A 26,474-nucleotide genomic window follows, 5' to 3' on the forward strand; every position below is an offset into this window, starting at 1 on the left:
ATTTCGTACCATATAAACGGAGAAAACTTGAAAGGAGGTATTGGTTATAACGTAACTTTTAATAGAGTTATGCTTTTAAAATTAGATTTTTATCTTATTTTTCTCTACCCATCTGGTCATCAATGCTTTTTCTATATGTATCCTGTCTTTCGCATATTGGCGGATTACATCACGGATTTCTTCTGCACGGTAATTGGCATTCCGATTGTTTGCTAGTGTCTCATAGCCCGAACCCCGTTGTAAGTAATCAGAGCTCGCGACCGTATACCACCTATCAACTAGAATAGGTTCTTCCCCAATAAGCATCTCGATTACTTCTTTCCCATTATGGACAACAGTTGCACCTGAAACATGCAATCGACCGACGAACTTCCCTCTGAAACCTGGACCTTTTCCATCTGATAGACAAACTTGAGCATCTAGTGATTGTTGGATGGCTGTTTTTATATCCTTGCCCTTGATTTCAAAGGAAGTTGGATTTAAGGGGGAAGGACAGATTTCAATCAATTTCTTATCGGAAATGTAGTCAAAAACCCCTGCATTGACGATCCCACCATTGATCAGTCCAAGCTCACATCCGAGCATATCCGTCAACCCGTCAGCTATCAAGTTCGTGATCGGATTTTCCTCAATGACATCATGCCATAACGGCTGGCAGAGCTTATATAGGGGACGGCTGAGGATTTCGATCGCTTTTTCTTTATTCTTTTGTAAAATCGAGATCACTCCGGCATCACTCTTCGAACTTTCAGTTGATATGGTCGCGGATCCCTCTAGTTCAACCTTATCCCCATTGACATTCAGTTCTATTAGTCCGATATGATTGCCATAACATCCCGCACTGTTGATGATCGTTCCATTGACTATTTTCGCTTCTGAAAAAAGCTGGTGGTCATGCGAAGAAATGATGACATCAATGCCTTCGATGGTTCTTGCTAAATCTTCATCAGCAATTGTTCCAATATGATTCAGAACAACGCACAAATCATATGTACCTTGATGTCTTTCAATTTCTCTAGCAATTCCCCTACTATAAGGCGTAAAATGGACACCAAGTCCCTCACTGAAATCCCCCATATCTGGTGATGACCCGGTAATTAGGATCCGAAGACCGTTCTTTATGAGAATTTTGCTAGGAACTATACCGTCAAACGGAGTTTTATCTTTTTTATAAAGGTTATTACTAATGAACGGAAAGGCACTGTTCTGAGCCATGAATTCCAGTGTTTCTGCGCCACCAAACATTTCATTGTTTCCAATCGTCAAGGCATCATATCCCAGGTACTCAAGCAGTTCAATTGCAGCGAGCCCCCTTGTCCCTCTGAGTTCAATGCTTCTGAAATCTGCGAAATCCCCAGCCTCTAAAAGTAGCGTCTCTTCATCTATATATTCCTTGATTAACGTGGATGCTTTGGCAAAATGATCAAAATAGCTATGAAGATCATTCGTATGTATGATTTTTAATTTTTTCATGATTCCCCCTAAGGTTGTGAATACTTCTTCCTCTAACAAATTTCTATAATATGCCACCTATTCCTTTTTAGAAGACAAAAAAAACACAGCTCGTGGTTGTGCCGTGCCTGTAAATCTATACATACTCCATACACTCCGAAAATTTCCGTATATTGGTAAGCATATTGGGGACTTTAATAAGAAAGGAGGGTACCAAATGAAACATGTCAAAGCTTTATTAATCAAATTTGTTATGGTGACAGCAGTCTTATGGGTCGTGTTAGGCTTATTCTATGGTGTGTCCTTCAACGATATCCTTGGAATCAGCACTTTTCTAACACTAGCAGCCTATATAATCGGTGATCTGTGGATCTTACCACGATTCGGAAATGCTGTCGCGACCATCGCTGATTTCGGGCTAGCCTACTTAGGTGTTTGGCTACTTGGAGGAGGCTATATTGAAGAAAACATCCCTTTAGGATTGGCTTCTTTATACGCAGCGATTGGCATTACCATCGGGGAATATTTCTTTCATAGGTATATGGAAAATGAAATATTGCCTGACCAAGGTCAACCCGAAAATGAACCTGTTCGCCAGAATAATTATGTGACTGAGTTTTCTGAAGAGCCGAATCCAGACTTGAATAATAATCGGGATAAGCAATAATTCTATTATAAAAAGAAATGAGGACTGAAATCCAATCGGAATAGTTCAGTCCTCTTCTTTTACTACTTGGAGTTTCCCGGTTTCTAAAAAAAATACGTTTTTAGTGGTCATTAGATGAAGTACGATCCCAGAAACAGCACCTTCATTCGTTTTATCTTCAGCAAAATATGTGATGTTCCTTCCCTCCATGATGGTCACCATGTTTTCACCAACGGCTTTCAATTGGTTCTTATCGTAGACTGCAGCCGTATTCTCATCAATTCCAATACCAATACCTTTGGTTGAACCTACTTCATAAATCAATCTTCGAAACCGTTCTCTTTGAGAAAAATGCTGGTCAATAATCAAGTTGGGAATGAAACCAAATCCATTCATCATCTTTATATCTTTAATTTCATGATTTTCTTCTTCTGCTTGCACAATCATCTTGCTTCCCCATATTGAAGCACCAGCACTTGTTCCAGCTAATACCAAACCTTGGGTCCATTTTTCTTTAAGTGCAGTTATGAAACTGCTGTGACATAAAACATCACATAATTTTTGTTGGTCTCCACCTGAAAAAAACAATCCATCAATGTCATTCAATTTTTCAATAAACTTCTTATCGTCAGCGTTTTTTTGTATATCAAAATGGACGACATCTTTCACCTTTAAGTCATGGAATGCTTTCTTATAGTCTTTAAAAACGTCCTTGGGAACACCACTGGCTGTTGTTATTATTCCAATATTCCGAAAATTACACATTTCTGCGAAAACATTCAGAATTTCTTTATTCCCTTGTTTATCTTCATGTCCCCCTATTAGCATGATTTTACCTGGCATATTTTCCACCCCAGCATAGGCATTTATACACTACTTGACATCATAACCCTTTCTCGGGATTTTTTCGTTCTTGTCATGATCGATATCTCCATCAATCGTCCCTTCTACCATGGTATCACTTGTTTGTTCATGTGTTATTGCAAGGCCAGCGCTTAGATCTGAGCTATCTTCATAATCAGATGGTTGGTAATTCTTCTCTGCAATTTTACTGCTATCTTTAAAATCCTTTTTTCTTGAGTCCAATCTAAATCACTCCTTGATATTCAATATCCAAAGTGTCCCCTATCTAGTACAAGGTATGCCTTTTTTTCAAAAGTGAAAGGTTACAGATTTTACATGAATGGTTAGCCGTAAATGACTCATAATAAAAAAAGGGTCAGTTTCTAAATAAACCGTGTTCCTCAGTCCCCAACAACACTTGAACGTTTAGAAGTAGATATGGACGAGATTTAAAACGGATCAAATGCATCTGAAAAAGACGCTAATAGGTGTTAAGTTATTTCTAGGTCAATAAGAAAAAGGGATGGCTTATTATCCACCCCTTTAAAGATAAAAGTAAAACACTGGATTTGGGTTGTCTTTTTTTAGGGTCTTCGAGCTTGAGCAATCACCTACTCAGATGTTCGTGCTTGAGTTTCCAACGGCCGTCAGCTTCCTTCATGAATACATTTGTAGCTCGCCCTGATCCAGAAGCGAACTCCCCTTTGTAAAACCCTTCCCACCTAAATGTATACAGGCACACTGCCGATTGATGATCGACTGAAATCCATTGGACATCCGTGGCACGATAGACCTCATCCCGGATCGTCTCCCAGGCATTCTCGAAATACTCTCTGATTTCGTTTCGAGTCGTGCAGGATTTATCAGTAAACCAATAGATTGCATCCTCAGCCAATACTTTTTCCACTTGATTGAAGTCGTGCGTGTTCGTTGCAACTATGTATGCCTCTAACACTTGTTTGTAATCCATGAAATCCCCCCTGCTTGTTAAAATAATTGAGGTTATTCTTTAGAGTTCTAATTAAGTTATGACGGCTTCATGACGTACTTTCTTCCAGTTTTTCGTGTGCTAAGTGGTTTCATGACGGTTTTATGGAGCAGTTTCTATTCAACTCCTACTGCTTCACTTCTCCGTTCAAGCAATATAACATCACGCCATTTTCCAGCCATATTACCGAGACGTTCTCTTCGACCGACTTCACGGAACCCTGCTTTCATATGCAAGATTAAACTTGCTTTGTTTTCAGGAAAAATACCAGCCTGCAACGTCCAGATGCCATGATTTTCACTGCATTTCACAAGTGTATCGAGCAATTGATGGCCGATGCCTTTGCCTTGATTCCTTTGGCTCACATACACACTGACTTCGGCTACTCCCCTGTAGACGCATCGGCTAGAAACGGGACTTAACGCAGCCCAGCCTAAAATGTTTTTACCTGAGCGAGCTACAAACCTGCATTCTTCCATATGGGTCCGCTGCCATTTTTCAAATGAAGGCACTTCGGTTTCAAAAGTGGCGTGGCCGGTATCAATCCCTCCTTTATAGATTTTACGAACTTGATCCCAATCATCTGGTGTCATTTTATCTATTACGATTGTAAAATCCATACAGCCATCTCCTATATGTAGCAATCTACGTTTATTCTTTTTTCAATAACGTCAATGTTTCTGAATGATCGTTCCAATGAACTGTTCCTTCAAGGGACTTTATTTTATCCTCAAGTGGAATTTTTGCTTCAAATTCAAAAAGCCCTTCTTTATTCAATTCTCCATCCTTTAGATGAAACCCGAAACTTCCACCATCAACATCAAAACCGATCAAATCAACGTTTTTCATATTTGAACCTGTATAACACAAAGTGAACTCGGTTTGATTGCTGTTTTCTGTTTCAAAAGTTATACCCGCTTTCCAATTGTTGCTCTTTCCCGAATACGTTTGGGATCCAATATCGCAAGAACGGTTGATGGTCGAACCATTGTAAATGAAGATTCCGATGATCGCGCATAACAATAGAAACACAAATCCCTTTTTCAAAATTACCTCCCTGTATTGAGCTTGTCCTTTCCATTTCTCTGCAACTTCTTGTTTTTCCTGCAAAAAAGACGAGGTGGTCCCAAAAGTACTGAACATGGGGGTAATCTTCATGACTCCTTGCTGAAGGAAAAATCGCTAACGGACACAAAGGATCTTAATTTCCAAAAACACATCCATTTATAAATATAACGGTTCTGGTGTGCACAACGATGAAAATTGTTGTTTTGGGTCAGTCCAGCCGAACTTATCGATCCATGACAGAAGTTGTTTTTTTAAGAATGAAGTGTGGATTGGATGCTAAAATCACACCTGTTAAGATGAATAAGCCCCCAAAGACCTGTGCTACCACCAATCTTTCACCTGCAAAAGCTACGGCTAAAATCGTCGTAAAAACCACGATCAGGTGCAGGTAATTTGATGCCTTAGCTGGCCCTACTTTCATAACACCTTCGTTCCAGCAGATGAATGAAACGATGCTTGGGAATATCCCTAGATAAATAACCGCCAAGATCGCTTGGAAAGGCAGTTCGACCAGCGAGATGGCCCGGTATGAACTCTCCCAAAGAGCAAATGGGATCAAGCTGATGACCGCTATGAAAATCGTTACGATGAACGTCGTTTTCTTCGGTAGATCCACGCCAAACTTTTTCATCAGCACCGAGTAGATGGAAAAAAGGATGACAGCTGCAAATACCAACAGGTCACCTGGATTTACTTTTAATGCCAGGAGTGTTTCTAAGTGTCCGTCTGTTATGACCGTAAACACGCCCACAAAGGAAAGAATCACTCCAATATATTGGATTTTAAAAAGGTTTTCCTTCAAGAAGATCACCGAAAGCAACACCATCAATAGTGGCGCGAGTGAATTGACCAATGAGGCGTTGATTGAAGTTGTATATTGGACGGCAATATATAGAAGCGTATTGAACCCCGCGACTCCCGTCAAAGCCATGGTTAAAAGCACTTTCCAGTTCTTTCGGATAATTGTTCGATTCTGTTTCAAATCCCTGATGATGAAAGGGAAAAATACAAGGAAGGCAATCGACCAGCGGATAAAAGACAACTGGAGCGGTGGAATTTCATTCACCAGCAATCGGCTGATGACAAAGTTCGTCCCCCAGAAGAAGGTCGCGATGACCAGCAACAAATATGGAAGCTCTTGCAGCTTTGATATAAATGATTTCATTTCATCGCCTCCCTGCTCCGAAAAATAGTTGTAGCTAGTTTACTTGATTCAAAGGAATGTGACAAGTAAGGAAAAAACAAGCACCTTGGCTGGAATGTAAAAAAACGCTATCCCGCTTCGGATAGCGTCCATATATACAGCATTACTTCCCCCGTTTTTTATAAAAAATGATCTCAGGGTCTCCTTCATCGAGGTTTTCGATATAACCGCTCTTCTCATAATTTAGAGAGGAGAAGACAGACTGCATTCTTTCGTTGGATTGATTAGTGGAAGAAAAGATTTTTTCAGTCGGAGCGATCTTTTCAAAATCCTTTATCAAACGACTAGCATATCCCTTACGTCTTTCGGATGGGTGGACGATCACAAGTGAGATGAAGCTGCAATCAAAAAATTCAGTTTGATAGATCAATACGCCTTTAATGGTAGAATGCACTGATCGGACTGCTAGACATCTTCCCTCATGGATCGCTTTTTTGAACATGGACCTTCGGTTGCTATTTCCAATCACTTCATTATCGATAACCAAGATTTCATCTAAATCCTGTGGCACGGCTTGTGTTACGTTTATCATGTCACCCATCCTACAAGACCTGTGACACTGCATCTTTAGGAAGCTTTTGGACACGTTTCAGATACTCGGAAACCTTCTTATCATCGTCATAGGAATATTCGTAACCGAAATGATCAGCAACATGGATGGCTTTTTTCCGGAACAGCTCACACATCATAAAGAGAGAGTCCCAAATATTCTCATAATCAGGTCCTGAGTAGGTTGCAACAAACGCCTGCCAATCCTTTTGATTCAACAGATCTTTAAAATCCTTGCCAAACTTTCCTGCGCTGATATTGAAGTCTGTTTCAATTCCGATATTCCACTCAATCATACGGACGAGAACATTCCGATTGATCTGCTCGTACATGAACATCACATAGGATAATTCTTCGCGCCATAGACCCTTGCTGATATTCATACAGATCCACCAGAATTCATTACAAGTATCCGCGAATTCTTTTTCAGAAGGCTGCTTAATATGGTAATCACGATCATCAGAAGGAGGTAACTCCCCTACAATATCATCTTTATCCAAGAGTTTGATGCTGAGGCTGTCCCAGTTGACGAGCTCCTCCATCTTATCAACAGGAATCAATGTCAAGTCGATGCGGTTCCCGTCCATGAACTGCATAAGATAGGCAAATTTCCCGTCATTCTCAGCCGGAGGCATCACCTTATCTTCTGGCATCTGCATCATGATTCGCTCTCCAAAATAATCTACCCAGCTATGATCCTTCGTAAAAGACTGGATGTCATTTACGAAATAGACGATATCATAATCCTGAAAGATATCTTTGCTGACATTCGGGTTTGCACGTGAACCATTCAACACGACCGCCCGTATTCTCTCATCCTTCTTCGCTTTTCCCAAAATCAAATCCATCATTTCTTTTTCCGTTCTCATATCGAACCTCCAGTATATTAGAATATTTAAAATTAGTTCTATCCTTAGTAAAGGTAAAGGTGGAGGCCGAGCATAAGATTGAATTGTTAAACGTTACAACTTTTCAAAATCCTTTTTCATTTCCTGTCCTCCAATCAATTTCAATTCAATAATCCAGCCCTTTATCTTTTGTTCTATATCTTTGTTAATAATCCTTTATGGCAACAATTTAAAAGATTATTACCCTTTTCTTTCAACATCCACTCTGTTTGCCTTTTTATAAAAACGAACCGTCGCTTCAGCTGCGGAAAGGATTTCAGCTTTCAATTCCTCCGGCTCGATCACCTTCATCTGATCCGCAAACCCTAGTATGTAGCTTATCGCTTCCTCTTTTGTATCAAAAGAAAGTTTGACAGGTGTCCAACCTTCCCCGGGTTCACTTCCAGCCTCGATCTTTTGCACAAAGCGTCCGGTGAATTTCATTCTTGGCAGTATAGAAGGTGCTGCCTCCACCCACACGGAATAGTTCGGCAATTTCTCGATAAATGCTTTCGTTGAAGATTTCCAGTATGAAGCAAGATCAAAATCCTCTGGTCTCTCAAATGGTTCATCTGTAAGTTCGGCGTATTCAATCCGTGAAGCACGGTAATTCCGAAATTCTCCATCTTCCTTGCAAGCGATCAAGTACCACCGACTCCCTTTGGCGACCAACCCTAATGGCCCCACCACACGTCCCATCGCTTTTCCTTCGGCTGTTTGATACTTGATCTTTAATTTGTAATTATTCCAAATCGCATTTTTCAAGACATCGAATGTGATGATCTTTTCTTTTTGATCTCGCCATGTGCTCGTGTCGATATGAATGCGATTCCACACTTCTTTCGCTCTTCTACGATATTCAGAGGGTAATGAAGCGATCAATTTATTCCTAGCTTCATCTGAAGTTCGAGCCAATCCTAGATCCTCAAGCAATTGTGTGGAAGGTGAAAGAAATAATGTACGGATTTCAGACTCTTTAAGGCCCGTCAACGTGGTCCGATAGTTTTCAAGTAAGGACCACCCCCCATTTCTTCCACGTTCAGCTATAACTGGGATTCCTGTGCCGCTTAACGCTTCTAAATCCCGATAGATCGTCCGCTCGGATACTTCTAATTTTTCTGCCAGTTCTGCAGCTGTCAACCGTCCATGTGATTGTAATAACAGCACAATAGAAACCAACCGATCGCCTCTCATCGTCTTCACCTTTTTCCTAGAATTGATACTTTTATTTAAAGAAATATGACAAAGGATGTCAAGATTTCCTCTGTATAATGAAAGCATCTACTCTGAAGGGATGGATTTTTATGAAACCATTAGATGGAAAAGTCGCTCTTGTAACAGGTGGAAGCAGGGGTGCTGGCCGAGGAATTGCGATTGAACTCGGGAAAGCCGGCGCCACAGTTTATGTGACGGGACGGAGCATAAAAGAAAATTCTACGAATGATTGGCCAGGTACAATTGATGAGACTGTGGAACAAATCGAAGCAATGGATGGGAAGGGAATCGCTGTACGCTGCGATCATACAAAGGATTCAGAAACGGAAGCGGTCATCACCCAAATCCATGAAGAACAAGGAAAAATGGACATACTCGTCAATAACGTTTGGGGGGCACATGATTTAGGGATTGAGGCAGGACCTTTCTATGAATTGCCACTGGAACATTGGGATACGATGTTTACAGCAGGGGTCCGGGCACAACTGGCGACCAACCACTATGCTGTTCCGTTGTTGCGTGAAAATGAACAAGGGGTCATCTTTCACACTACTTTCTGGGATAACAGCCGATACACTGGTCACTTCTATTACGATCTCGCAAAGAACGCACTGGTCCGGATGGCGTATGGGCTTTCGATCGACTTGAAACCAGATAATATTGCTGTTGTAGCTGTCTCACCAGGATTCATGAGAACAGAACTTGTATTGAAATTCCATGGATCAGACGAAGAGCACTGGCAGGAAGCAGAAGATTTACAACGGACTGAAACTCCTCATTATATTGGCCGCGGTATTAAAGCACTAGCAAACGATCCCGATATAATGGCTAAAACAGGCCAGGTCATTCGAGTAGGCGATTTAGCTAAAGAATATCAGTTTACAGATATTGATGGGCGTTACATCCCGCCCTTCAGTATATGAAAGCGTGATAAGACCCACATTGGAATGTTTAACTGGGTCACTTATGAGGTGCAAAATGGTAAAATACGAACCAAATCACTGCGGAAATCACACAGAATACAAGTAATGATTCACAGTATAATTCATATCCAAAAGGCTTAGAAGAAACCTCCTCTAAGCCTTTTTCTTTTTTAATTAGTCATTCAATTAAAGCCCCAGTTTAAGATTCGCCCCCTTATCTTGAATAACACATTTATTTTATAGATGATGCAAATTTAATTAATTCATTTTTATCTAATAGCTTATTCCCCTCATAGTCGATGGCGTATTCCACATTATTATTTCGCCAGCTTATCATCTGAGTCTTATCACTTTTATTATAATAAGCTTTGTTACCGTCAGAGAGTGTAATTTGTTCATCCCAACTTGATACATTGTTCCAACCAATTTCACTGGTTACCCATACAGTTAAAGACTCATCTGAATTTTTATATACTAACTTTACCCTATCGAAACCAATAAATTTTCCATATTTATCTTCCACTTCGAAAGGAAAATAGTCTGGGGTCTCTACATTAAAAGGTGCCATCCAACCTACCAAACTTACTGGAAATTTTGTAAAAGCAACGATTGTTCCTAAAAAAATAATATGATAAATTTTTTTATTTTAACACTTTGTTTAAAATACCTTTCCATACCCCTCAATGTTTCAGCCATATCGCTTAACCCCTTCTTAGTAAATTGCATAAGTTCCTAATTGTTATACGACATCAATAACCAAAGGTTTCATAACTCTTATTCAATTAATGCTGCCCGTTTGTTGAATAAAGACCATCAATTTTCATTTCTATATTTTAACATATTTTTCTAGACTCATTCGTTATTCGTATACAAAATCGCAATGCAAATTACACTAATTCACATATTGTCTTATAATAATTTCTGACCTTGTGTAGGTATGTGAATTTGTACGAGATTTAGAAACAAAAATTAAATTTGCCTTGATATGACAATAAAGAACGCACTGTGAATTTCTTTGTGAAAAATCCAGTGCGTTTTGATTTGATATTTACTTGTGTTCATCTCCTTAAGTAAACCATTTATGGAATACTCGGTGGGTCCTTCTTCTTTCAGATCAAACGCCTATCTTTATCAAAGCACTCATTCTTCATAAAAGAAATCCTCATATCGTTCATACCGTTTCCTAGACTCATCCTCCATTGAACCCAATACAAAATGAGCCCCTGCCAATTCGACGAAACACAAGATAATAATTATAATCAAACCGCTCAACATGCATAACACATCCTTTATATGGTTTAATTGATTTGACTATAATGTGTGAAACGCGTTTCATAGCAAGTGTTTTTTATAAAAAGCTTTGTAAGACTTAACGAAATTCACTCCCTTTCCGCGGGCGATCCGCGATCCTCCTCGCGAGTTCCTCGCTGTGGGGTCTCGCCTGGCTTGCTGGTCCCGCAGGAGTGTCGTAAATTTCGTTTAAAGTAAGCATCTAATCCGGCGTACCTAAGTCTTATAAGAAAGAGGTGAAAATCCGTGGCGAATATCCGTGATGTGGCAAAGGCTGCTGGTGTTTCAATAACGACCGTCTCGAGGGTTTTGAATAACCATCCTTATGTAAGTGAGGAAAAGCGGAATCTTGTAATGAAAGCGATTGAAGAGTTGAATTATCATATCAATATCAACGCGGTACACCTTACAAAAGGCATCACAAAACTCGTCGGGGTGGTCCTTCCTTTCATCAACCATCCTTACTTCAGCTCGATTTTAGATGGGATTGCAAATGAAGCTTTGAAGAAAGATTATAAGCTGATCCTCTTTCAGACGGATTATGATCTGGACCGAGAAGTTGAAGCACTAAAAATGCTGCGGATGAAACAGATTGATGGTCTGATCATTTGCTCCAGAGAGTGCGACTGGAGCATCATTGAAACATATGAGACTTACGGACCTATCGTTGTATGTGAGGACGGACATGATCATAACTTGAAATCCGTTTATATCAATCACTATCAAGCCTTTAAAAAGGGAATGGACCAACTTGTTCGAAATGGGCATCGAAAAATCGGTTATTGTATCGGCAGGCGGACTGGAACGAATAGCAAACAGAGGGAAGCCGCTTACTTCGACACGTTAAAAAAGATTGGTGAACCTGTTCGAGACGAATGGATATTTGACCACTCCTATACGATTGAAGATGGAGAAAAAGTCGTCCATAACCTTTTGAGCCTTGCCGAAAAGCCGACTGCATTGATTGTGACAAGCGATCAGGTGGCTGCTGGTATTCTAATGCAATGTGCCAAAGAGGACATACAGACACCTGAGCAATTATCGATTATCGGTTTCGACAACCATCCAATTTCTGAATATCTGCAACTCACGACAATCGATCTTCCTCTAGAAAAAATGGGGAAAACACTGCTCGATTCTGTCTTGAATGCAGAGGAGGCCCAGCATAAAGAAATGCCCTTTGAATTGATAAAAAGGAACACTGTTGCTGATTTGAATAGTCGGTAACGGACACCAGAGACCTTATTTGCCTTCAAACTTACTGTTTTACAAAAATAGCGGACATCAGAGACCTTATTTGCCAAATTCCCTCGAAATTTGCCACTGTGGGAACAAATAACGTCCGTGGTGTCCGTTCATTTTTCAAATCATCGCTTTTGGTCACAAATAACGGCTCAGATGTCCGTTAAATTTAAGATGAGGCAGTCCATAGGCTCCACCCCACATGTCGTAGAAAGTCAGACACTCATTGGATAGCCTCTTTTTTATCGAGGTAGTTTCAACAGGGCATTATAGGCATTGATCCGTCCATATTCATACAGGGTGCCTACCCCTGCAATTGGAACAGTTGTCGATTCGATGGTCCGTCTGACGACATTCGCATTTCGATTTAGGGAAAGAAGTAATGCTGCCAATCCGCTAACTAAGGGTGTTGCTTGAGATGTCCCGGATAGAAAGCCGTAGTTTTGTGGTCCGATGGCATTCGGATAGGTCGGCATGGTCGATAACAGTTCGACCCCTGGAGCTGCAAGATCAACCCATGAAGCTCCGAAGTTAGAAAAGAAAGCCTTCGTGTCCTCCCGGTTAACTGCCGCAACACTTATACATTGAGCAAAAGCAGCTGGATAATTATGTTGATTGACCCCATCATTACCTGCTGCAGCGACTAACAGCACCCCATTCCTTTGCGCATATTTGACCGCATCATGGAGTGTTGAACTGAAGAACGTAGTACCGAGACTCATGTTAATGACTTTGGCCCCATTATCTACAGCATAAACGATGCCTTGTACGACACTACTCAAAGAGCCTGTCCCACCATCATCCAGTACTTTGATGTTCATCAATGTAGGATTGATCGCAAGTCCTGCAACCCCCCTTCCATTTTTCGTGACGGCTGCCGCTATGCCAGCCACATGGGTTCCATGGCCATTGAAATCCTGCGCTGTTGACGTATCTGAAAAATTAGCGTTCAAAATGATTTTATCTTGGAGATCAGGATGGGTCATGTCGAGCCCCGTATCGAGGATGGCAATCGGGACTTTCGTGGAACCACGTGTAATGTTCCACGCCCTTGTAGCAGCTACTTTCAGAACACCCCATTGTTGAGGGAGAAGCGGATCGTTCGGAACAAGATCTGCCTTGACGAGTGCATCTCTTTCGGCGAATTCAACCTCACTGCAGCTTAAATAGCAATGAAGACATTCCTCTATTTGTTCTGGTGGAACTTCTACGATTTCAACGTTCAGTTCTTTTATGATTCGGGTTACTTTCGCTCTAGCTTGTTGATGTATGTGAAGACATCTATCAGGTGGGGTTTTATCGCGGAAACGGATGAGGATCCTATGAGGAGAGAAGTCCATCAAGTTTGAAATCACACCTTTCTATTATTTCATTACTAGTTTACGCAAATTAATAGATTAAGGTCACGGCAAGGTCTAGGTCATTGTGAAAATAGGCTTTCGAGGCATGGGGGGGCATATAGGTGGACGCCTATACATAATTGGACTAATTTCATAAGATGCAGTATACCTTTTTGAGACGTTAAAGGAGGGATTGACATTGAGAAAAAAAGGACTTTTTAATGAAGGGGAAACAGTCCGACATACAAAAAAGAAAAACAAATGTAAAAGCTGTCTCTGTGACCTGCTAAGAGATCTGGAAAAAGGAACGCTGATCAGGCTTGCTTTTCTTGAAGATTTTTTTGAAGCAGACCAAGAATACCGTTTTGTCTGTTTTGATAAGGAAACGTGCTGTGTTACTTTGATCGATCCTAGTGACGACAATGCTTTCATTTTGGACTGCAATGATCTTGTTGCGTTCGAAATCGTAAACGAAAACGGACCAGGTGCTGTCGAGTAAATTGCATTCCGGTATAGAAGGAGGAGAATCATGAGAAAACATTTTAAGGATTGTAACAGTTGTATTTGTAAATTGTTCCGTAAGTTAGAAACAGGAACCACTATTCAAATTGCAATTGACAACACAGATGAATTTTTTGAGAATGAAGATTTTGTTTTCGTATGCCTAGATGAAAAAAAGTGTTGTATAACCACTAGAAGACCTCAAGAAGACTCGATCGTCTTTTTTGATTGTACTCAGATCGCTGGAGTGAAGATTTTTCAGAATGAGCCATTAAATGGATAACAAAGGGAGGGATATATGATGAGTTGTGGATGCGACAAAAGAGATTGCAAAGGTTGTGTGTGTCATCAATTTAAAAAGCTTAAAACAGGTGATGTCATCCAAATCACTTTAGGTGATGATGAATTCTTCGAAGATCAGGACTATATTTTCACCTGTCTTGATCATAAAGATTGTTGTGTTACATTGATCGATGAAAGCGATAGTAATCCGTTCATTGTCGATTGTCAACGCATCAGAGGGATTAAATTCATTACGAATTCAGTTTCTCCAACGTAAAATAAAAGGGGCGGACCTAAAAGTGTCTGAGTCTCTCCACTAAACAACATTTTGAGAAAAATTATATTTTGATATTACATGTTGTGTTGGAGGTGTCTGACACTTTTCATTTGGTCAGTCCCAACTGGAATCATTTACTTATTAATTTGATTTTCTTTTAAAAAATTTGTAATTCCTTCCACCAAGCCGTCTGCTAAGGGCAGTGATGGGTCAGAATAGGTCGCAAGGTTTTCATCCCTGTTCTCCGGTGCTTCTTTTAACACGTGGTTCATTTTATCGATCAACAACAGTTCGGCATCCGGCCTTGCAGCAGCAAGATTTTCAGCGTCCTTTACCGATACCTGGACATCATTCTTTCCGTTGATGATGAGTGTCGGGATGCTCATCTGTCGGATTTCTTCAGTCGGATCGTAGTTCAACCAAGACATGAGGAATGGTTGGACACTCGGTTTGAATATGCTCATCAACTGAGGATCTACCTCTTCCACTCTATTCCCTCGTCTCAGTTCTTCAAGAATGCTTTCACTTTCATCATATAGTTCATCTGGCAATGTTTCCAACTGTTCTCTCAAAACTTCATCAATCGTCCGGCCGGCACCCGCAATCGAAATGAACGCATCGGCTGCCGAATCTTCCGCAGCCATCATCCCGACAAGAGAACCCTGACTATGCCCGATGATAATGATATCTGTAAACCGTTTATCTTGTTCGAGTAATTCAATCCATTTTTCAGCGTCCTCAACAAATCGGTCGAATCGGATATCTTCTTCTGTTATGACCGCCTCTTGATTCTTACCAGCTCCACGTTTGTCATAACGAAGACTTGCAATTCCATTCTCCGCTAGTCTTTTTGCTAAACGTTTCAAGCTGTCGTTTCTTCCGATTGTCAGGAAATCTTCCTCCTCTTCTGGCTGGCCAGCGGTTGTATCTCCTTTTTTAAGTTCAAAAGGGAAGCTTTGGCCGGATAGTGTGAACGTTTCTTCTATCTTATTCTTGTCGATTGTTCCGTAAAGCATGACTTCTTGTCCTTGTAGTGGCATTTTAAAATTGACTTTATCGTCATTCAGTTTGATTTCCGATAATCTGAAATCCGCTACATTCTGGACAGGGATGCTGATAGTACCCGCCAACTCATCCTTTTGCTCAAAATTTACGATGATATTCAACGGCTGCCCCGGCACATTGATTGTTCCATTCCACGTTCCGTTCAATTGTTCTGTCATTTCGGGTTTATCCTTTTTATCACTGCACCCACTAACGAAACCTATGATCAAAACCAAAGTCAGAATTACATAAAGCCTCTTCATTTTACCCGCTCCCTATCATTCTGCTTTTCTCATTTACGTTCACATCAACTGAAAGGTTTCATCCTCAAAAACCAAAAAAGTAATTCTCTACCAAACTGTTTTTGCTTCGTCTATAATTATAGGCAATTATTAATGTCATTGGGGTAGGTGGTGGGTTTGGTAAAATCGATAGCTGACAATATTATACGTTTTCTTTTTGTCGTAATTGGTATTGTCATGATTTCTGCTTTTCTCGGGATGACAATGTATGGGATCGATATCAGTTTCACGAGTTATTTCCAAAACCTTAACAAGCTTGTGATTTTGCTTGTGAATCCAAGTGAAATCATCGTTTATAAGGATATTTACGGCATCAAATATCCAGGTCCTTTTCCAAGTCCTCTTGAAAAGAACTATTCTCTCTTCCCTATGTTTTGGGAATACTATCTTTACTCGATCAAAATATTCATGGCCGCTTTAGTAACTGCTATGTTTGCAGGAATATTCCTGACCTATCTGACCTCGTTTTTGCCAAAACGGATGGTCCATGTCTTGTCAAGAATCCTTTCTTTCTTAGAAGTACTGCCTGATATTTTCGTCATTTTTGTCGTACAATTCTTCATCATCTGGTTTTATAAAAAAACGGAAATCCTGTTGTTTCCAATCGCTGGAGCATTCGAAAAGGTTTATTTCGTGCCGATCATCGTGCTTTCGCTCCTTCCGACTCTATTTTTCTATAAAGTTTCGTTGTTCATGACAATGGAAGAATACGAGAAACAGTATGCGGAATTTGCAGTCAGTAAAGGTGTTGGCACGAATCTATTGTTCTTAAAACATATCTTCCGGAATGCCGTGATTGGAATAACAAGCCACTCGAAAGCAATCGTCTGGTTGATGCTCTCGAATTTGATCATTTTAGAAAGGATCTTCAACATATACGGCTTGACGAAATATATCTTGAACTATAAGCAAATTGAGATCATTGCGTTCAGCCTGATCATGTTCTACATACCGATTTTCCTGATCCTATTGATTTCTAAGCTTGTCATACAACGCACTACCGGAAAAGAGGTGATGATTTAATGATGGTCCGGTTATTGAAAAATCCAATGTTTCTGATTGGAGCACTTTTTATTATCGGATTATTTGTTTCGAGTCTCGTTTATCATGTGGTGAAGGATGATTCAATTCCTATCATAGGGCTCCTGCATGATGATAATCGAGAGCTGGTGCCCCATCCGTATAATCCAACAGATCACCCGCCATTTGGAACTGAACACTTCGGTCGTGGTCTTTTGACGATCATGGTGATCGGAGCGAAATATACGTTAGGTATCGCATTTGTGACCGCTTTTTTCCGGGTATTCATCTCGACTGTAATCGGGGTTTTTATAGGTATGTTTTTCTCTAAAACAAAGAAGTTTTTTGCTTGGTTCGTCGATGCGGGGAATTATTTTCCTGCCACACTCCTCGCATTCTTCTTACTGATTTGGGTTTTATTATATGAGAAGTTTTATGTAGGAGAATATTCGTTAAGTTTTACTGATCAAGGGCTTATCATTGTGTTGGTACTTACAGTGATCGCCATTCCTACGAATTCATTACTCATCCTTAATGAAACGGATCGATTTTTGAAAAAGGAATTCATGGAAGGTGTAGCCGTTCTCGGTGCTGGCAAAAGACATATCCTCAAGAAACATCTGATCCCTTACTTGATTCCACAGCTGATCATGATCTATATGAGAGAACTGATCCAGGTCCTGTTGATAATGGCACACCTGGGGATATTGAGAATATTCGTTGGAGGTATGGACGTAAAAAAAGATATGTTTGACATGAGCAGGGAATACTCCCTGTCGAATGAATGGTCTGGACTGCTCGGTCTCTGGTGGGAATTCATTTGGACCGGTTATCCTTGGATCACCTTCATCCCTGTCCTGGCCTTTACATTGACCATTCTAGCAGGGAAAATGACGATGACAGGCTTTGAACAAGAATTGAATCGAAGTGCATCGCCAAAAAGAACCCAAACAAATACCAAACGTCCCGTTCAAACTGTTAAAATGACAGATTTTACTCAGCTTTCATCAAAATCATGAAAGAATGTTAGAATCATCATTAACAAGTAGATGAGGAGCATGATATGAAAGGATTATTGATAAAGTCCCCCTGGATCGATTACATTTTTGACGGAAGGAAAACATGGGAGATCAGAGGGTCGAACACAAATATCCGAGGCAAAATTGCATTGATTAAAAGCGGTTCAGGAAAAATCTTCGGCACAGTCGAACTCATTGACTGTCTGAAAATCAGTTTAGAAGAGTACCAGCAAGGAGAAGAGTTTCATTGTGTCCCCAATGAACAGTGCACCGAGGAACCATATCGTAAAACTCATGCCTGGGTGCTCCGTAACCCCCGACTGTTTGAAACACCCCTTACATATGTTCACCCCTTAGGTGCTGTCATTTGGGTTGATCTTTCAGAGCATGAAGAGTTGAAGGATCTCTGTCTCCAAAAATCCTGATGAATGTAGCACACCTAAAATACAACTGGGGTTGTCCAAAACTAGACTTCGGACAACCCTTTTCAATTAGTTATTTAACATAGCTATATTTCTAAAAGTCAAGGTTATGATGAAATGACTAGATAAAAAAGAAGTATAAGGTGAAATAGAAGGATAGATAAAGCAGAACTTTATCAGCTTTATCTATCCTTTTTATACTACATATGGCATCAGTATCTGGGAAAGGTTCTTTCAGGTATTTTTTCTTATACTTCGGGTCGATTACAATATTTCGATATACCCTTCTGTTCCATGCACGCGAATTTGTTGCCCGTCTCTTATCAGTTTGGTAGCATTTTCCACACCGACAACTGCTGGTAAGCCATATTCACGTGCGATCACTGCTCCATGGGTCATCAGTCCACCAACTTCGGTGACTAGGCCTTTTATGGATACAAACAATGGTTAGCTAGGGTCAGTAAAGGAGGTGACTAATATATCTCCATCTTCTAGATCCGCATCTTCCATGTTCAAGATGACACGTGCCCGCCCTTCTATAACTCCGGAAGAAACAGGTAGACCTGCAATAGCTTCGGCTGGGAGATTTTCTCGTTTGTACTTACCTACAATGATTTCACCATCAGACGTGATAACACGTGGGGGAGTTAGTTTTTCATATAATTTGTACTCATCTTTTCGTTTGCTGATGATCTGGTAATCCAGTTTATTTGTACGTACGACTTCGCGAAGTTCTTCAAAAGTGAGGTAGTTTATATCTTCTTTTTCATGAATAGCGTGGGCTTGTACGAGTTGTTCGACTTCTTTCAGTAAAGCCTGCTTATAAACGAAGTAGCGATTAACCATGCCGTATTTTGGATATTCCCTAAACCCGCTGAAATTCCGGATCAGGTCGATCATTCGTTTTGTTTCTTTGGCTTTTTGTTCACCATCCGGTAATTGCTTCAATCGATCTAATAACTCTTGTTTTCTTTTTTCAAAGCTTCCTGTCGCCCTTGCTCAAATTTCCGATTGCTGGCATTAGGCTCAAAGTTTTTGATATTACTAAGAATCATAGGGACAAGTGTCGTTGGTTTTTCGCTCCAACGGGATTTAGTCATATCGATTTCTCCGACACATCGCATTCCGTATTTATTAAGATAAGCATAGATAGCGTCTTTGGTCTCCTGTCCACCATCAAATTTAACCAATTCATCCAAAAAGTTATCATCTTTTACATGTTGTAAATAAGCAATTACTTCCGGATAAGGGCGAATCACATCGGCAACATCCAATAGCGCCAGCCCCATTTCCGAAGTAATATTGTTTGGCACAGATTGAGAAAGCGTGTCTGCTACGTTTTTTTCACCCAACCACTTGTTCATTTTTTCATTGATCCATGATGAAGCGTTCATAGCAGCCGTAATCACATCAGAACTTTGTGGATCAAATAAAATCTTCTTTAGTTGCTGGATATCTTCTAGAATAAAATCAAATAAATCCGGTCCTGATTTCGTTTGGATGTTATGCTTTAACTCTTCTATCGATGTTTGACTACGCTTAATCAAATCAGAAACGATTGTCGGATCGTTTTCGATTTGTGCTTGTAAACAAACCCGTAGACGACATACCTTTATTGCTTTTACTGTGACTCTCTTCTTTTTTATCATGTGGTAACGATTTTATAAAATCTCCTCGCTCTATTATGGTCATAAGTGCGTCTTTTATGAGCGGATCTTGTTGTCCCAGGGTATCTAATAATAATTCTCTGCTAACAGGTGAGGCCAGATTAGGTGTGATATCAACAAACAACCTTCCACCTGCTTTACGCATGGGTGCAGGAGTCGTTAATAGGAAAAAAGACAATCCCAGTGGTTTCATGGGATTGGTCATCATTTGTTGATGACCAACAGATACATAGACGTGATTTTCTTGATCATTTGCTTCGGGGATGGGGTATAAAGTAGTGATTGGACGACTCTGGACAATATAAAATGTATCATCAACCAAACACCATTCGATATCTTGTGGGCAACCAAAATAAGCTTCGATCTGTCTTCCCATGCGTTCTAATTGTAAAATTTGTTGTTCAGTTAGTGTTTGAGTCTTTTGGCTGATCAGGATCGATTTGCTGGGTCTCTGTTCCGCCTTCTTTTAGTCCATAGATAGCCAACTTTTTGGTAGAAATCGTCTTCTTCACAATCCTACCCTCCCGCACTTTATAATTGTCCCCAGACACTAAGCCAGAGACAAGCGCCTCACCCAGTCCAAAGCTAGCATCGATCGACAGCAACTTTCGGTTTGAGGTAACTGGGTCAGCTGTAAATAGTATTCCGGAAGCTTGTGGGAACACCATCCTTTGGACGATAACGGATAAATAAACTTGACTGTGGTCAAATCCATTTTGCATACGGTAGATTATCGCACGATCCGTAAATAGGGAAGCCCAACATTTACTGATATGCTGCATGATTGCTTCTTTGCCGATGATATTTAAATAGGTGTCTTGTTGACCAGCAAAAGAGGCATGTGGCAAATCTTCAGCAGTCGCACTAGAACGCACTGCATAAGCATGTTCATCACCAAACTGGGAGAGATAGTGTGTTACTGCTTTCACAACATCGGAAGGAATTTCTACTTCCATAATGATTTGTCGAATCTTCCGGCTGATTTCACCAATTTGATCCCGATCTTCTACTTTTAGCATTGTTAGTCGATCCAACAAAGCATGATACGTTTCGTTTTGTTCGATGGCTTTTTGATATCCAACTGTTGTAACACAAAATCCTTCTGGTACTTGTATTCCTTCAATTTTAGATAATTCTCCTAAATTTAACCCTTTACCGCCAACGAGCAAAATCTCCGTTTTTTCCATTTCCTGAAAACCGAGAACCAAAGAACTCATTCTTTATCTCTCCTAACTTTTACATTTCTTTATTTATTGTATTTTAGCAGTAGCAAATAAGAATAAATAGTCTATATTTACCATTTTTTGTATGCTATAATTAAATTAGGAAGAGTAGAGTTCAATTTTCAAAAAATAGCTAGATCTTACCGTGCAGTAACTTGATAACCCGGTTCATCCCCTTGAAAGTAGCCCACATACCTTTTAGCCCACAATGAATATGATTAAATCCATTTTTTTTATCTAATCTGTTTATTTTCCCCAAAATACCTTGTATTAATATGAGATATCAAGCTCTTATTAAACAAACCTACGCCGTTTGTGTAAGATGAACATCCCTCCAATTATTTCCACATTAGGAGCTATTACTTTTTATTGTGGTAAAAACGCCTTGCCTTTGCACGATTCCCGCAATCTGCCATAGAACACCAGCGCCTGCTACGATTGCGGCTTGTATCCAAAAACAACCAACCACATGGATCCCCTTCACACTTTTTCACCCTACTTAGTTCTTTTTCAGAAATGAGAATGTTTACAGTAGATTGAACAATCGGTGGGAGCATTCCGTCTAACGTTTCTTCACGATTCAGAAAATCCAAAGAAAATTTATTTTCCTCAGGTACTATTCGCATCATTTTATAAGCGTTGACTAAAGCGCTATTCAAAATTGAGAGATCCTTTGAGGTTGGCCTTTTTTCATTTGAGATCGAACTAAATATTTGGAAGATAGACTCTCGCAGCTCAATAGCTTGTTGGAGAACCTTTTTTGCCTCGGAAGGTCTTTCTTCCGCTTTTTTGAGTAATAAAAGCGATTGTTGCTTCTTAAGAATATCAGCATGCAAACACCAGTTTACTAACTTCTCATAACTTGTCAGCCACTCCTGGGATTGCTTACTATCGTGCCAACTAACGGTATTTGCAAAATCCAAACATAAACGCTCCCCAATCAAATCATGCGTGTACACATCTTTATCTTTATTTAAATCGGCCATCCTACCTTACTCCTTTATTTTTCTCGTAATGTTATCAGATTCGGGCCACCCTTGAAGAATGTCAAAAGTCTCTAGGTCACCTCTTTGGATCCGAATTTTATTATAACCATCATAAATGATATTGACAGTTAAAATCAAATCCTTTATGATATAACCACCTAAATATATTTAGAGGGTTATATCACTCTGATAACCGCCATCGTTTCTTATGTTTTATGAAGCCTATGAGACTATTTAACTGGAGGTAATAAAATGAATGAGTTGTTGATTTTATCAGTTAAAACACTTTTGAAGGAAACTTTTGAGGGGCCACCTGAAAAGGGGAGTTGGTTTACTGAATCAAAGCCTGACAGCGGACTTTTTGGAACTGTTGAAAAAATAACTGCTACCGAAGCGTCTATTCCGGTTCACGGAACAACAATTGCTGCTCATTTAGAACATACGCGTTTTTATCTATGGGGCACAATCAATATTTTTGATGGAAATATACCCAAAATAAACTGGCAAGATAGTTGGAAAATCACTTCAGTGGATCAGCAGCATTGGGGTCAGATTCAAGAAACCCTGCGACGAGATTATAAAACTGTTTTAGAAAAAATCGATTCAGTTGACTGGGATGAATTTAAAGCAAATGAGGTGCTGGGCGCTATAGCACACTCAGCCTATCACCTTGGAGCAATAAGGCAAATGGTAAAAATCATTAAGGCATAAGGACTAGGATAAGATCCCAAGCTTAATAGAAATTTGGCGTACTCAGGAGGGATACCATGACTGATTACTACTATCGTTATCAAGTTAATGACATAAATAGTACCCTTGATTTTGCTAATCGCGAGGCTTGGAAATACGAATCTATTTATAAATATTCTCCACTATTTTCTTATAAACATCTATTCAACATTCTTCTCAAAAGAAGAAATCATAAAAACAATAGTGGAAAGTAACATCATTTTTACTACTAGCAAAGTTGCACATTTTTGATCACATATAAAAAAGATACCAACGCTGGTGAACGATAGAATCTCTAAAAAGCACAAGTAATATTTCGGGTAACGCGGCAGTCCAGAATTAAGTCTCATCTTCTGGACTGACCACTATTTTATCCTCTAATATCAGGTTGTGAAAGATATCCTGATAAAACAGTTATCTACAATCTTTAAGTTTCGATCTTGATTTATCCTGCGAAGGTCTTATAAACAAAAAAGTACACCACTATATACAAGTGATGTACTAATTTTTTATTATGTGTGACATTAAAGACAAGTTACTATTATCATAATAAATACATAAATTCACTTATCTTTAATTTTACAAAGTAGGTAGCTGTTAATTACTTTATTTTTTCGTTTTCTATATTGTGTAACACACATTACTTTTGATAGTTCAGGTTCCAAGTAATTCCGTAAGCGTCCTTGACAAGTGCGTATCTTGCTCCCCAGAATGTATCCTGCAATTCCATCAAAATTGTTCCATTTTCCTTTAAACGATCATATAGACGTTGAAGTTCATCTTCATTTTCAGGTTCGATGACTACTGATACGTTGCTTTCTTTTGGAACACTTTGTCCTGGGAAAGTATCAGACACCATGAAAACCATATCTCCTTTTTTGAAGTAAGCATGCATAATCCGATCATCCGCTTCTGACGGAGTCTCGAACTCAGCATCTCCGAACGTCATCGATTCAACTACTTCTCCTCCAAAAACATCCGTATAGAACTCCAGTGCTGCTTTTCCATCCCCGTCGAACGTAAAATAAGGTGTAAGGTGTTTCAATGCAATCACTCTCCTGAAATTATCAAATTTTTACCACTAACTTCATTATAATGCCAAAACACGAATAACACAAGAACATTTGTTCTTATTTCAGTAAAAAATTTACACTTTCCCACTAAATCACCGATAAATTTCAGATTTGCACCGATATCACTCAAATTTGTCCCGATATTCAACCCTTACAAAAAGAAAAAACTGCCACAGCTGTAGCAGTTATACTATCGTTCAATTATACTAATTCGCGATCCCAGTGGCGGTGTTCAGCAATCACTCCAAGGAATTCGTTTGTAAATTCGTTAATGTCTTTACCAAGTACGACACCTGGACTCTTGTCAAACTCCATCTTATTAAGCCACTTCGTTCCTTCATGAGTCGCACCGATCGGTTTGAAATGCATGAATGCCTCGTTGATGAAGTAGGCTGCATCATTATAGAATTTCTTACTCTCATTTTTTCCACCTACTGCGTAAACCGCATCGAACAAGACAGAATCAGCCGTCAGAAATGTGTGATCGACTTCAAGCGCCGAACCCTCCGTCCCTTTCACGACACCAAGCTTTTCACTGATGATTTCAGGCTGTGCACCTTTATTCTTCAATCCATCCAGTACAGAAGTAACCTCTTTCCCGTTGAAGTTGTCAGCAACAATGACAGCGACTTTACGTGTATCAGGCTTTTTCTCGGTATTGTCCATGCTTAGTGCAGGAGACGATTTCGTGATAGTGGAATCCTCTCCTTGAGGCTTTTCCGCACCAATTGCTTCCGCTACCTCAGTGGCAAGTTCCATACTGACATTTGCGAACATATCAACCACTTGCTGTTGGACCGATTTACTTTCTAATTTTCCTAATTCAAAACTGAACGCTTGCTTGATATCCTCTTTTTCGTGCTTGCTCATACTGTTCCAGAACAAGGTTGCTTGTGAGAAGTGGTCCTTGAAGCTATCACTTCTAGCGCGAATTTTGTGCCCTTCGACTTTTTCCTGGTAGTGCTTGAAGCCGCCTTCTTCTTCACTTGCTGGTTCCGGGGTGTTTTGAGCAAGCGAATTTTTATGATAGCTGACTTGTCCCTTGTTGATCGTATGGCGTCCGTATCCATCACGCTGGTTGTTATGGAATGGACAGACCGGTTTATTGATCGGAAGCTCGTGGAAATTTGGTCCGCCTAAACGGATCAACTGTGTATCGGTATATGAAAATAAACGTCCTTGCAGTAACGGATCGTTTGAAAAATCAATTCCTGGAACGACATGTCCGGGATGGAAAGCCACCTGCTCTGTTTCTGCAAATACATTATCCACATTGCGGTTCAAGGTCATTTTACCAATCAACTTCACTGGTACATCTTCTTCTGGCCAGATTTTCGTCGGGTCCAGAACGTCGAAATCGAACTTGAACTCGTCTTCTTCTTTAATGATTTGAACACCTAATTCGTATTCAGGGTAGTCACCATTCTCAATCGATTGATACAGGTCAGCTCGGTGGAAGTCTGCATCCTTACCTGAGATTTTTTGTGCTTCATCCCATACGAGTGCATGTGTTCCGAGTACAGGCTTCCAGTGGAACTTGATGAAATGCGCTTCCCCTTTATCGTTTACGAATCTGAATGTATGGACACCGAATCCTTCCATCATACGGAAACTCCGAGGAATTGCACGACCGGACATCGCCCACATCACCATATGAGCAGATTCCTGATTATTCGCGACAAAATCCCAGAATGTGTCATGAGCAGAGGCTGCTTGCGGCATTTCATTGTGGGGTTCTGGTTTAAGAGCATGTACGAGATCCGGGAATTTCATTGCGTCCTGAATGAAGAAAACCGGAATATTGTTCCCTACCAGATCGAAGTTCCCTTCATCTGTATAAAATTTTGTCGCAAAACCACGCGCATCACGTACGGTCTCAGCTGAACCCTTGGATCCAGCGACCGTTGAAAAACGCACGAATACAGGCGTTTTCTTAGATGGGTCCTGCAAGAAACCTGCTTTCGTATATTCCTTCATCGATTCATATACCTGAAATTCACCGTGTGCAGCAAATCCGCGAGCATGGACAATTCGTTCCGGGATACGCTCATGATCAAAGTGCGTCATTTTTTCGCGGAAATGGAAGTCCTCCATCAACGTCGGACCACGTTCTCCCGATTTGAGTGAAAATTCATCCTCTGAAACTTTGACACCTTGATTGGTCGTCATTTTTTTGCCTTTATCATCAACACGGTCTTGTTCAAGCTGTCGATTCTTTTTGTTTTCCTCACTCATCTCGCCACTCCTCCTTAGGACGTTTATTATGTAATAATAATTACATA

26 protein-coding genes and 1 pseudogene are annotated in these 26,474 nt (G+C 40.1%); 10 read left to right on the forward strand and 17 right to left on the reverse strand.

All coding sequences use genetic code 11. From position 1 onward, the window contains the following. Positions 1–81: 81 nt before the first annotated feature. A complete protein-coding gene (locus tag KOL94_RS17660; protein ID WP_221567921.1) occupies positions 82–1,473 on the reverse strand; it encodes a bifunctional metallophosphatase/5'-nucleotidase in 1,392 nt (463 codons plus the stop codon). Positions 1,474–1,669: 196 nt separating this feature from the next. Here KOL94_RS17660 and KOL94_RS17665 point away from each other — a divergent pair, with 196 nt between their 5' ends. Further along, complete coding sequence (locus KOL94_RS17665) at positions 1,670–2,119, forward strand: YndM family protein (RefSeq protein WP_221567922.1); 450 nt, start codon at positions 1,670–1,672, stop codon at positions 2,117–2,119. A 45-nt stretch (positions 2,120–2,164) separates the two neighbouring features. Here KOL94_RS17665 and KOL94_RS17670 read toward each other — a convergent pair whose 3' ends face one another. The 9 genes from KOL94_RS17670 to KOL94_RS17710 all read right to left on the reverse strand — a co-directional run bounded on the left by KOL94_RS17670 (position 2,165) and on the right by KOL94_RS17710 (position 8,831). After that, positions 2,165–2,941, reverse strand: coding sequence for a cyanophycinase (locus KOL94_RS17670; protein ID WP_221567923.1), 777 nt, complete (start codon positions 2,939–2,941; stop codon positions 2,165–2,167). A gap of 30 nt (positions 2,942–2,971) precedes the next feature. After that, positions 2,972–3,184, reverse strand: coding sequence for a YozQ family protein (locus KOL94_RS17675; protein ID WP_221567924.1), 213 nt, complete (start codon positions 3,182–3,184; stop codon positions 2,972–2,974). A gap of 364 nt (positions 3,185–3,548) precedes the next feature. Beyond that, positions 3,549–3,911, reverse strand: a complete 363-nt coding sequence (locus tag KOL94_RS17680) for a YybH family protein (RefSeq protein ID WP_221567925.1) — start codon at positions 3,909–3,911, stop codon at positions 3,549–3,551. Between the two features lie 134 nt (positions 3,912–4,045). Beyond that, on the reverse strand, positions 4,046–4,549 hold the full coding sequence (locus KOL94_RS17685) for a GNAT family N-acetyltransferase (protein ID WP_221567926.1): 504 nt from the start codon (positions 4,547–4,549) through the stop codon (positions 4,046–4,048). Between the two features lie 31 nt (positions 4,550–4,580). After that, positions 4,581–4,976, reverse strand: a complete 396-nt coding sequence (locus tag KOL94_RS17690; RefSeq protein ID WP_221567927.1) for a hypothetical protein — start codon at positions 4,974–4,976, stop codon at positions 4,581–4,583. A 244-nt stretch (positions 4,977–5,220) separates the two neighbouring features. Continuing rightward, positions 5,221–6,162 (reverse strand): DMT family transporter, encoded by a 942-nt coding sequence (locus KOL94_RS17695; RefSeq protein ID WP_221567928.1) that lies wholly within the window; start codon positions 6,160–6,162, stop codon positions 5,221–5,223. Between the two features lie 142 nt (positions 6,163–6,304). Next, complete coding sequence (locus KOL94_RS17700) at positions 6,305–6,733, reverse strand: GNAT family N-acetyltransferase (RefSeq protein WP_221567929.1); 429 nt, start codon at positions 6,731–6,733, stop codon at positions 6,305–6,307. A 10-nt stretch (positions 6,734–6,743) separates the two neighbouring features. Continuing rightward, complete coding sequence (locus tag KOL94_RS17705; protein WP_221567930.1) at positions 6,744–7,619, reverse strand: aminoglycoside 6-adenylyltransferase; 876 nt, start codon at positions 7,617–7,619, stop codon at positions 6,744–6,746. Between the two features lie 219 nt (positions 7,620–7,838). After that, positions 7,839–8,831, reverse strand: coding sequence for a helix-turn-helix transcriptional regulator (locus KOL94_RS17710; RefSeq protein ID WP_221567931.1), 993 nt, complete (start codon positions 8,829–8,831; stop codon positions 7,839–7,841). A 110-nt stretch (positions 8,832–8,941) separates the two neighbouring features. Here KOL94_RS17710 and KOL94_RS17715 point away from each other — a divergent pair, with 110 nt between their 5' ends. Further along, positions 8,942–9,775: an SDR family oxidoreductase gene (locus KOL94_RS17715; protein ID WP_221567932.1), complete on the forward strand. Its 834-nt coding sequence runs from the start codon at positions 8,942–8,944 to the stop codon at positions 9,773–9,775. A 232-nt stretch (positions 9,776–10,007) separates the two neighbouring features. Here KOL94_RS17715 and KOL94_RS17720 read toward each other — a convergent pair whose 3' ends face one another. Next, entirely contained in the window at positions 10,008–10,355 is a 348-nt protein-coding gene (locus tag KOL94_RS17720; protein ID WP_221567933.1) for a DUF4367 domain-containing protein, read from the reverse strand. A 956-nt stretch (positions 10,356–11,311) separates the two neighbouring features. Here KOL94_RS17720 and KOL94_RS17725 point away from each other — a divergent pair. Continuing rightward, entirely contained in the window at positions 11,312–12,292 is a 981-nt protein-coding gene (locus KOL94_RS17725) for a LacI family DNA-binding transcriptional regulator (RefSeq protein WP_221567934.1), read from the forward strand. 257 nt (positions 12,293–12,549) lie between these two features. Here the strand turns inward: KOL94_RS17725 and KOL94_RS17730 are convergent, their stop codons facing one another. Further along, entirely contained in the window at positions 12,550–13,662 is a 1,113-nt protein-coding gene (locus tag KOL94_RS17730) for a S8 family peptidase (RefSeq protein WP_221567935.1), read from the reverse strand. 184 nt (positions 13,663–13,846) lie between these two features. Between KOL94_RS17730 and KOL94_RS17735 the strand changes: the two genes are divergently transcribed. From KOL94_RS17735 to KOL94_RS17745, 3 genes are read left to right on the forward strand one after another with little or no spacing between them, the layout of a single operon-like run. Then, positions 13,847–14,146, forward strand: a complete 300-nt coding sequence (locus KOL94_RS17735) for a hypothetical protein (protein WP_221567936.1) — start codon at positions 13,847–13,849, stop codon at positions 14,144–14,146. A gap of 30 nt (positions 14,147–14,176) precedes the next feature. Next, positions 14,177–14,431 (forward strand): hypothetical protein, encoded by a 255-nt coding sequence (locus KOL94_RS17740; RefSeq protein WP_221567937.1) that lies wholly within the window; start codon positions 14,177–14,179, stop codon positions 14,429–14,431. An 18-nt stretch (positions 14,432–14,449) separates the two neighbouring features. Further along, positions 14,450–14,707 carry a hypothetical protein gene (locus KOL94_RS17745; RefSeq protein WP_221567938.1) on the forward strand — a complete coding sequence of 86 codons (258 nt, stop codon included), beginning with the start codon at positions 14,450–14,452 and terminating at the stop codon, positions 14,705–14,707. Positions 14,708–14,841: 134 nt separating this feature from the next. On the opposite strand, the gene KOL94_RS17750 is transcribed toward KOL94_RS17745, so the two are convergent. After that, entirely contained in the window at positions 14,842–16,014 is a 1,173-nt protein-coding gene (locus KOL94_RS17750) for an alpha/beta hydrolase (RefSeq protein ID WP_221567939.1), read from the reverse strand. 156 nt (positions 16,015–16,170) lie between these two features. Between KOL94_RS17750 and KOL94_RS17755 the strand changes: the two genes are divergently transcribed. The 3 genes from KOL94_RS17755 to KOL94_RS17765 are packed head-to-tail and all read left to right on the forward strand — an operon-like array spanning position 16,171 to position 18,517. Further along, positions 16,171–17,076 (forward strand): ABC transporter permease subunit, encoded by a 906-nt coding sequence (locus KOL94_RS17755; protein ID WP_221567940.1) that lies wholly within the window; start codon positions 16,171–16,173, stop codon positions 17,074–17,076. Further along, on the forward strand, positions 17,076–18,092 hold the full coding sequence (locus KOL94_RS17760) for an ABC transporter permease (protein WP_221567941.1): 1,017 nt from the start codon (positions 17,076–17,078) through the stop codon (positions 18,090–18,092). Before KOL94_RS17755 ends, KOL94_RS17760 begins: the two co-directional genes overlap by 1 nt. 44 nt (positions 18,093–18,136) lie before the next feature. Continuing rightward, complete coding sequence (locus KOL94_RS17765) at positions 18,137–18,517, forward strand: ASCH domain-containing protein (protein ID WP_221567942.1); 381 nt, start codon at positions 18,137–18,139, stop codon at positions 18,515–18,517. A gap of 261 nt (positions 18,518–18,778) precedes the next feature. On the opposite strand, the pseudogene ppsA reads toward KOL94_RS17765, so the two are convergent. Both ppsA and KOL94_RS17775 read right to left on the reverse strand, forming a co-directional pair. Beyond that, positions 18,779–21,398, reverse strand: a pseudogene (gene ppsA / locus KOL94_RS17770) (phosphoenolpyruvate synthase). 365 nt (positions 21,399–21,763) lie between these two features. Continuing rightward, positions 21,764–22,390: a CGNR zinc finger domain-containing protein gene (locus KOL94_RS17775; protein WP_221567943.1), complete on the reverse strand. Its 627-nt coding sequence runs from the start codon at positions 22,388–22,390 to the stop codon at positions 21,764–21,766. Positions 22,391–22,642: 252 nt separating this feature from the next. Between KOL94_RS17775 and KOL94_RS17780 the strand changes: the two genes are divergently transcribed. Then, positions 22,643–23,101 (forward strand): hypothetical protein, encoded by a 459-nt coding sequence (locus KOL94_RS17780; RefSeq protein ID WP_221567944.1) that lies wholly within the window; start codon positions 22,643–22,645, stop codon positions 23,099–23,101. A 658-nt stretch (positions 23,102–23,759) separates the two neighbouring features. On the opposite strand, the gene KOL94_RS17785 is transcribed toward KOL94_RS17780, so the two are convergent. Beyond that, positions 23,760–24,173: a VOC family protein gene (locus tag KOL94_RS17785; RefSeq protein ID WP_311775188.1), complete on the reverse strand. Its 414-nt coding sequence runs from the start codon at positions 24,171–24,173 to the stop codon at positions 23,760–23,762. Between the two features lie 220 nt (positions 24,174–24,393). After that, positions 24,394–26,427, reverse strand: a complete 2,034-nt coding sequence (locus KOL94_RS17790; RefSeq protein ID WP_221567946.1) for a catalase — start codon at positions 26,425–26,427, stop codon at positions 24,394–24,396. Between the last annotated feature and the right edge of the window lie 47 nt (positions 26,428–26,474).

The organism is Alkalihalobacillus sp. TS-13, assembly GCF_019720915.1.
In the GTDB taxonomy this organism is placed as follows: domain Bacteria; phylum Bacillota; class Bacilli; order Bacillales; family Fictibacillaceae; genus Pseudalkalibacillus.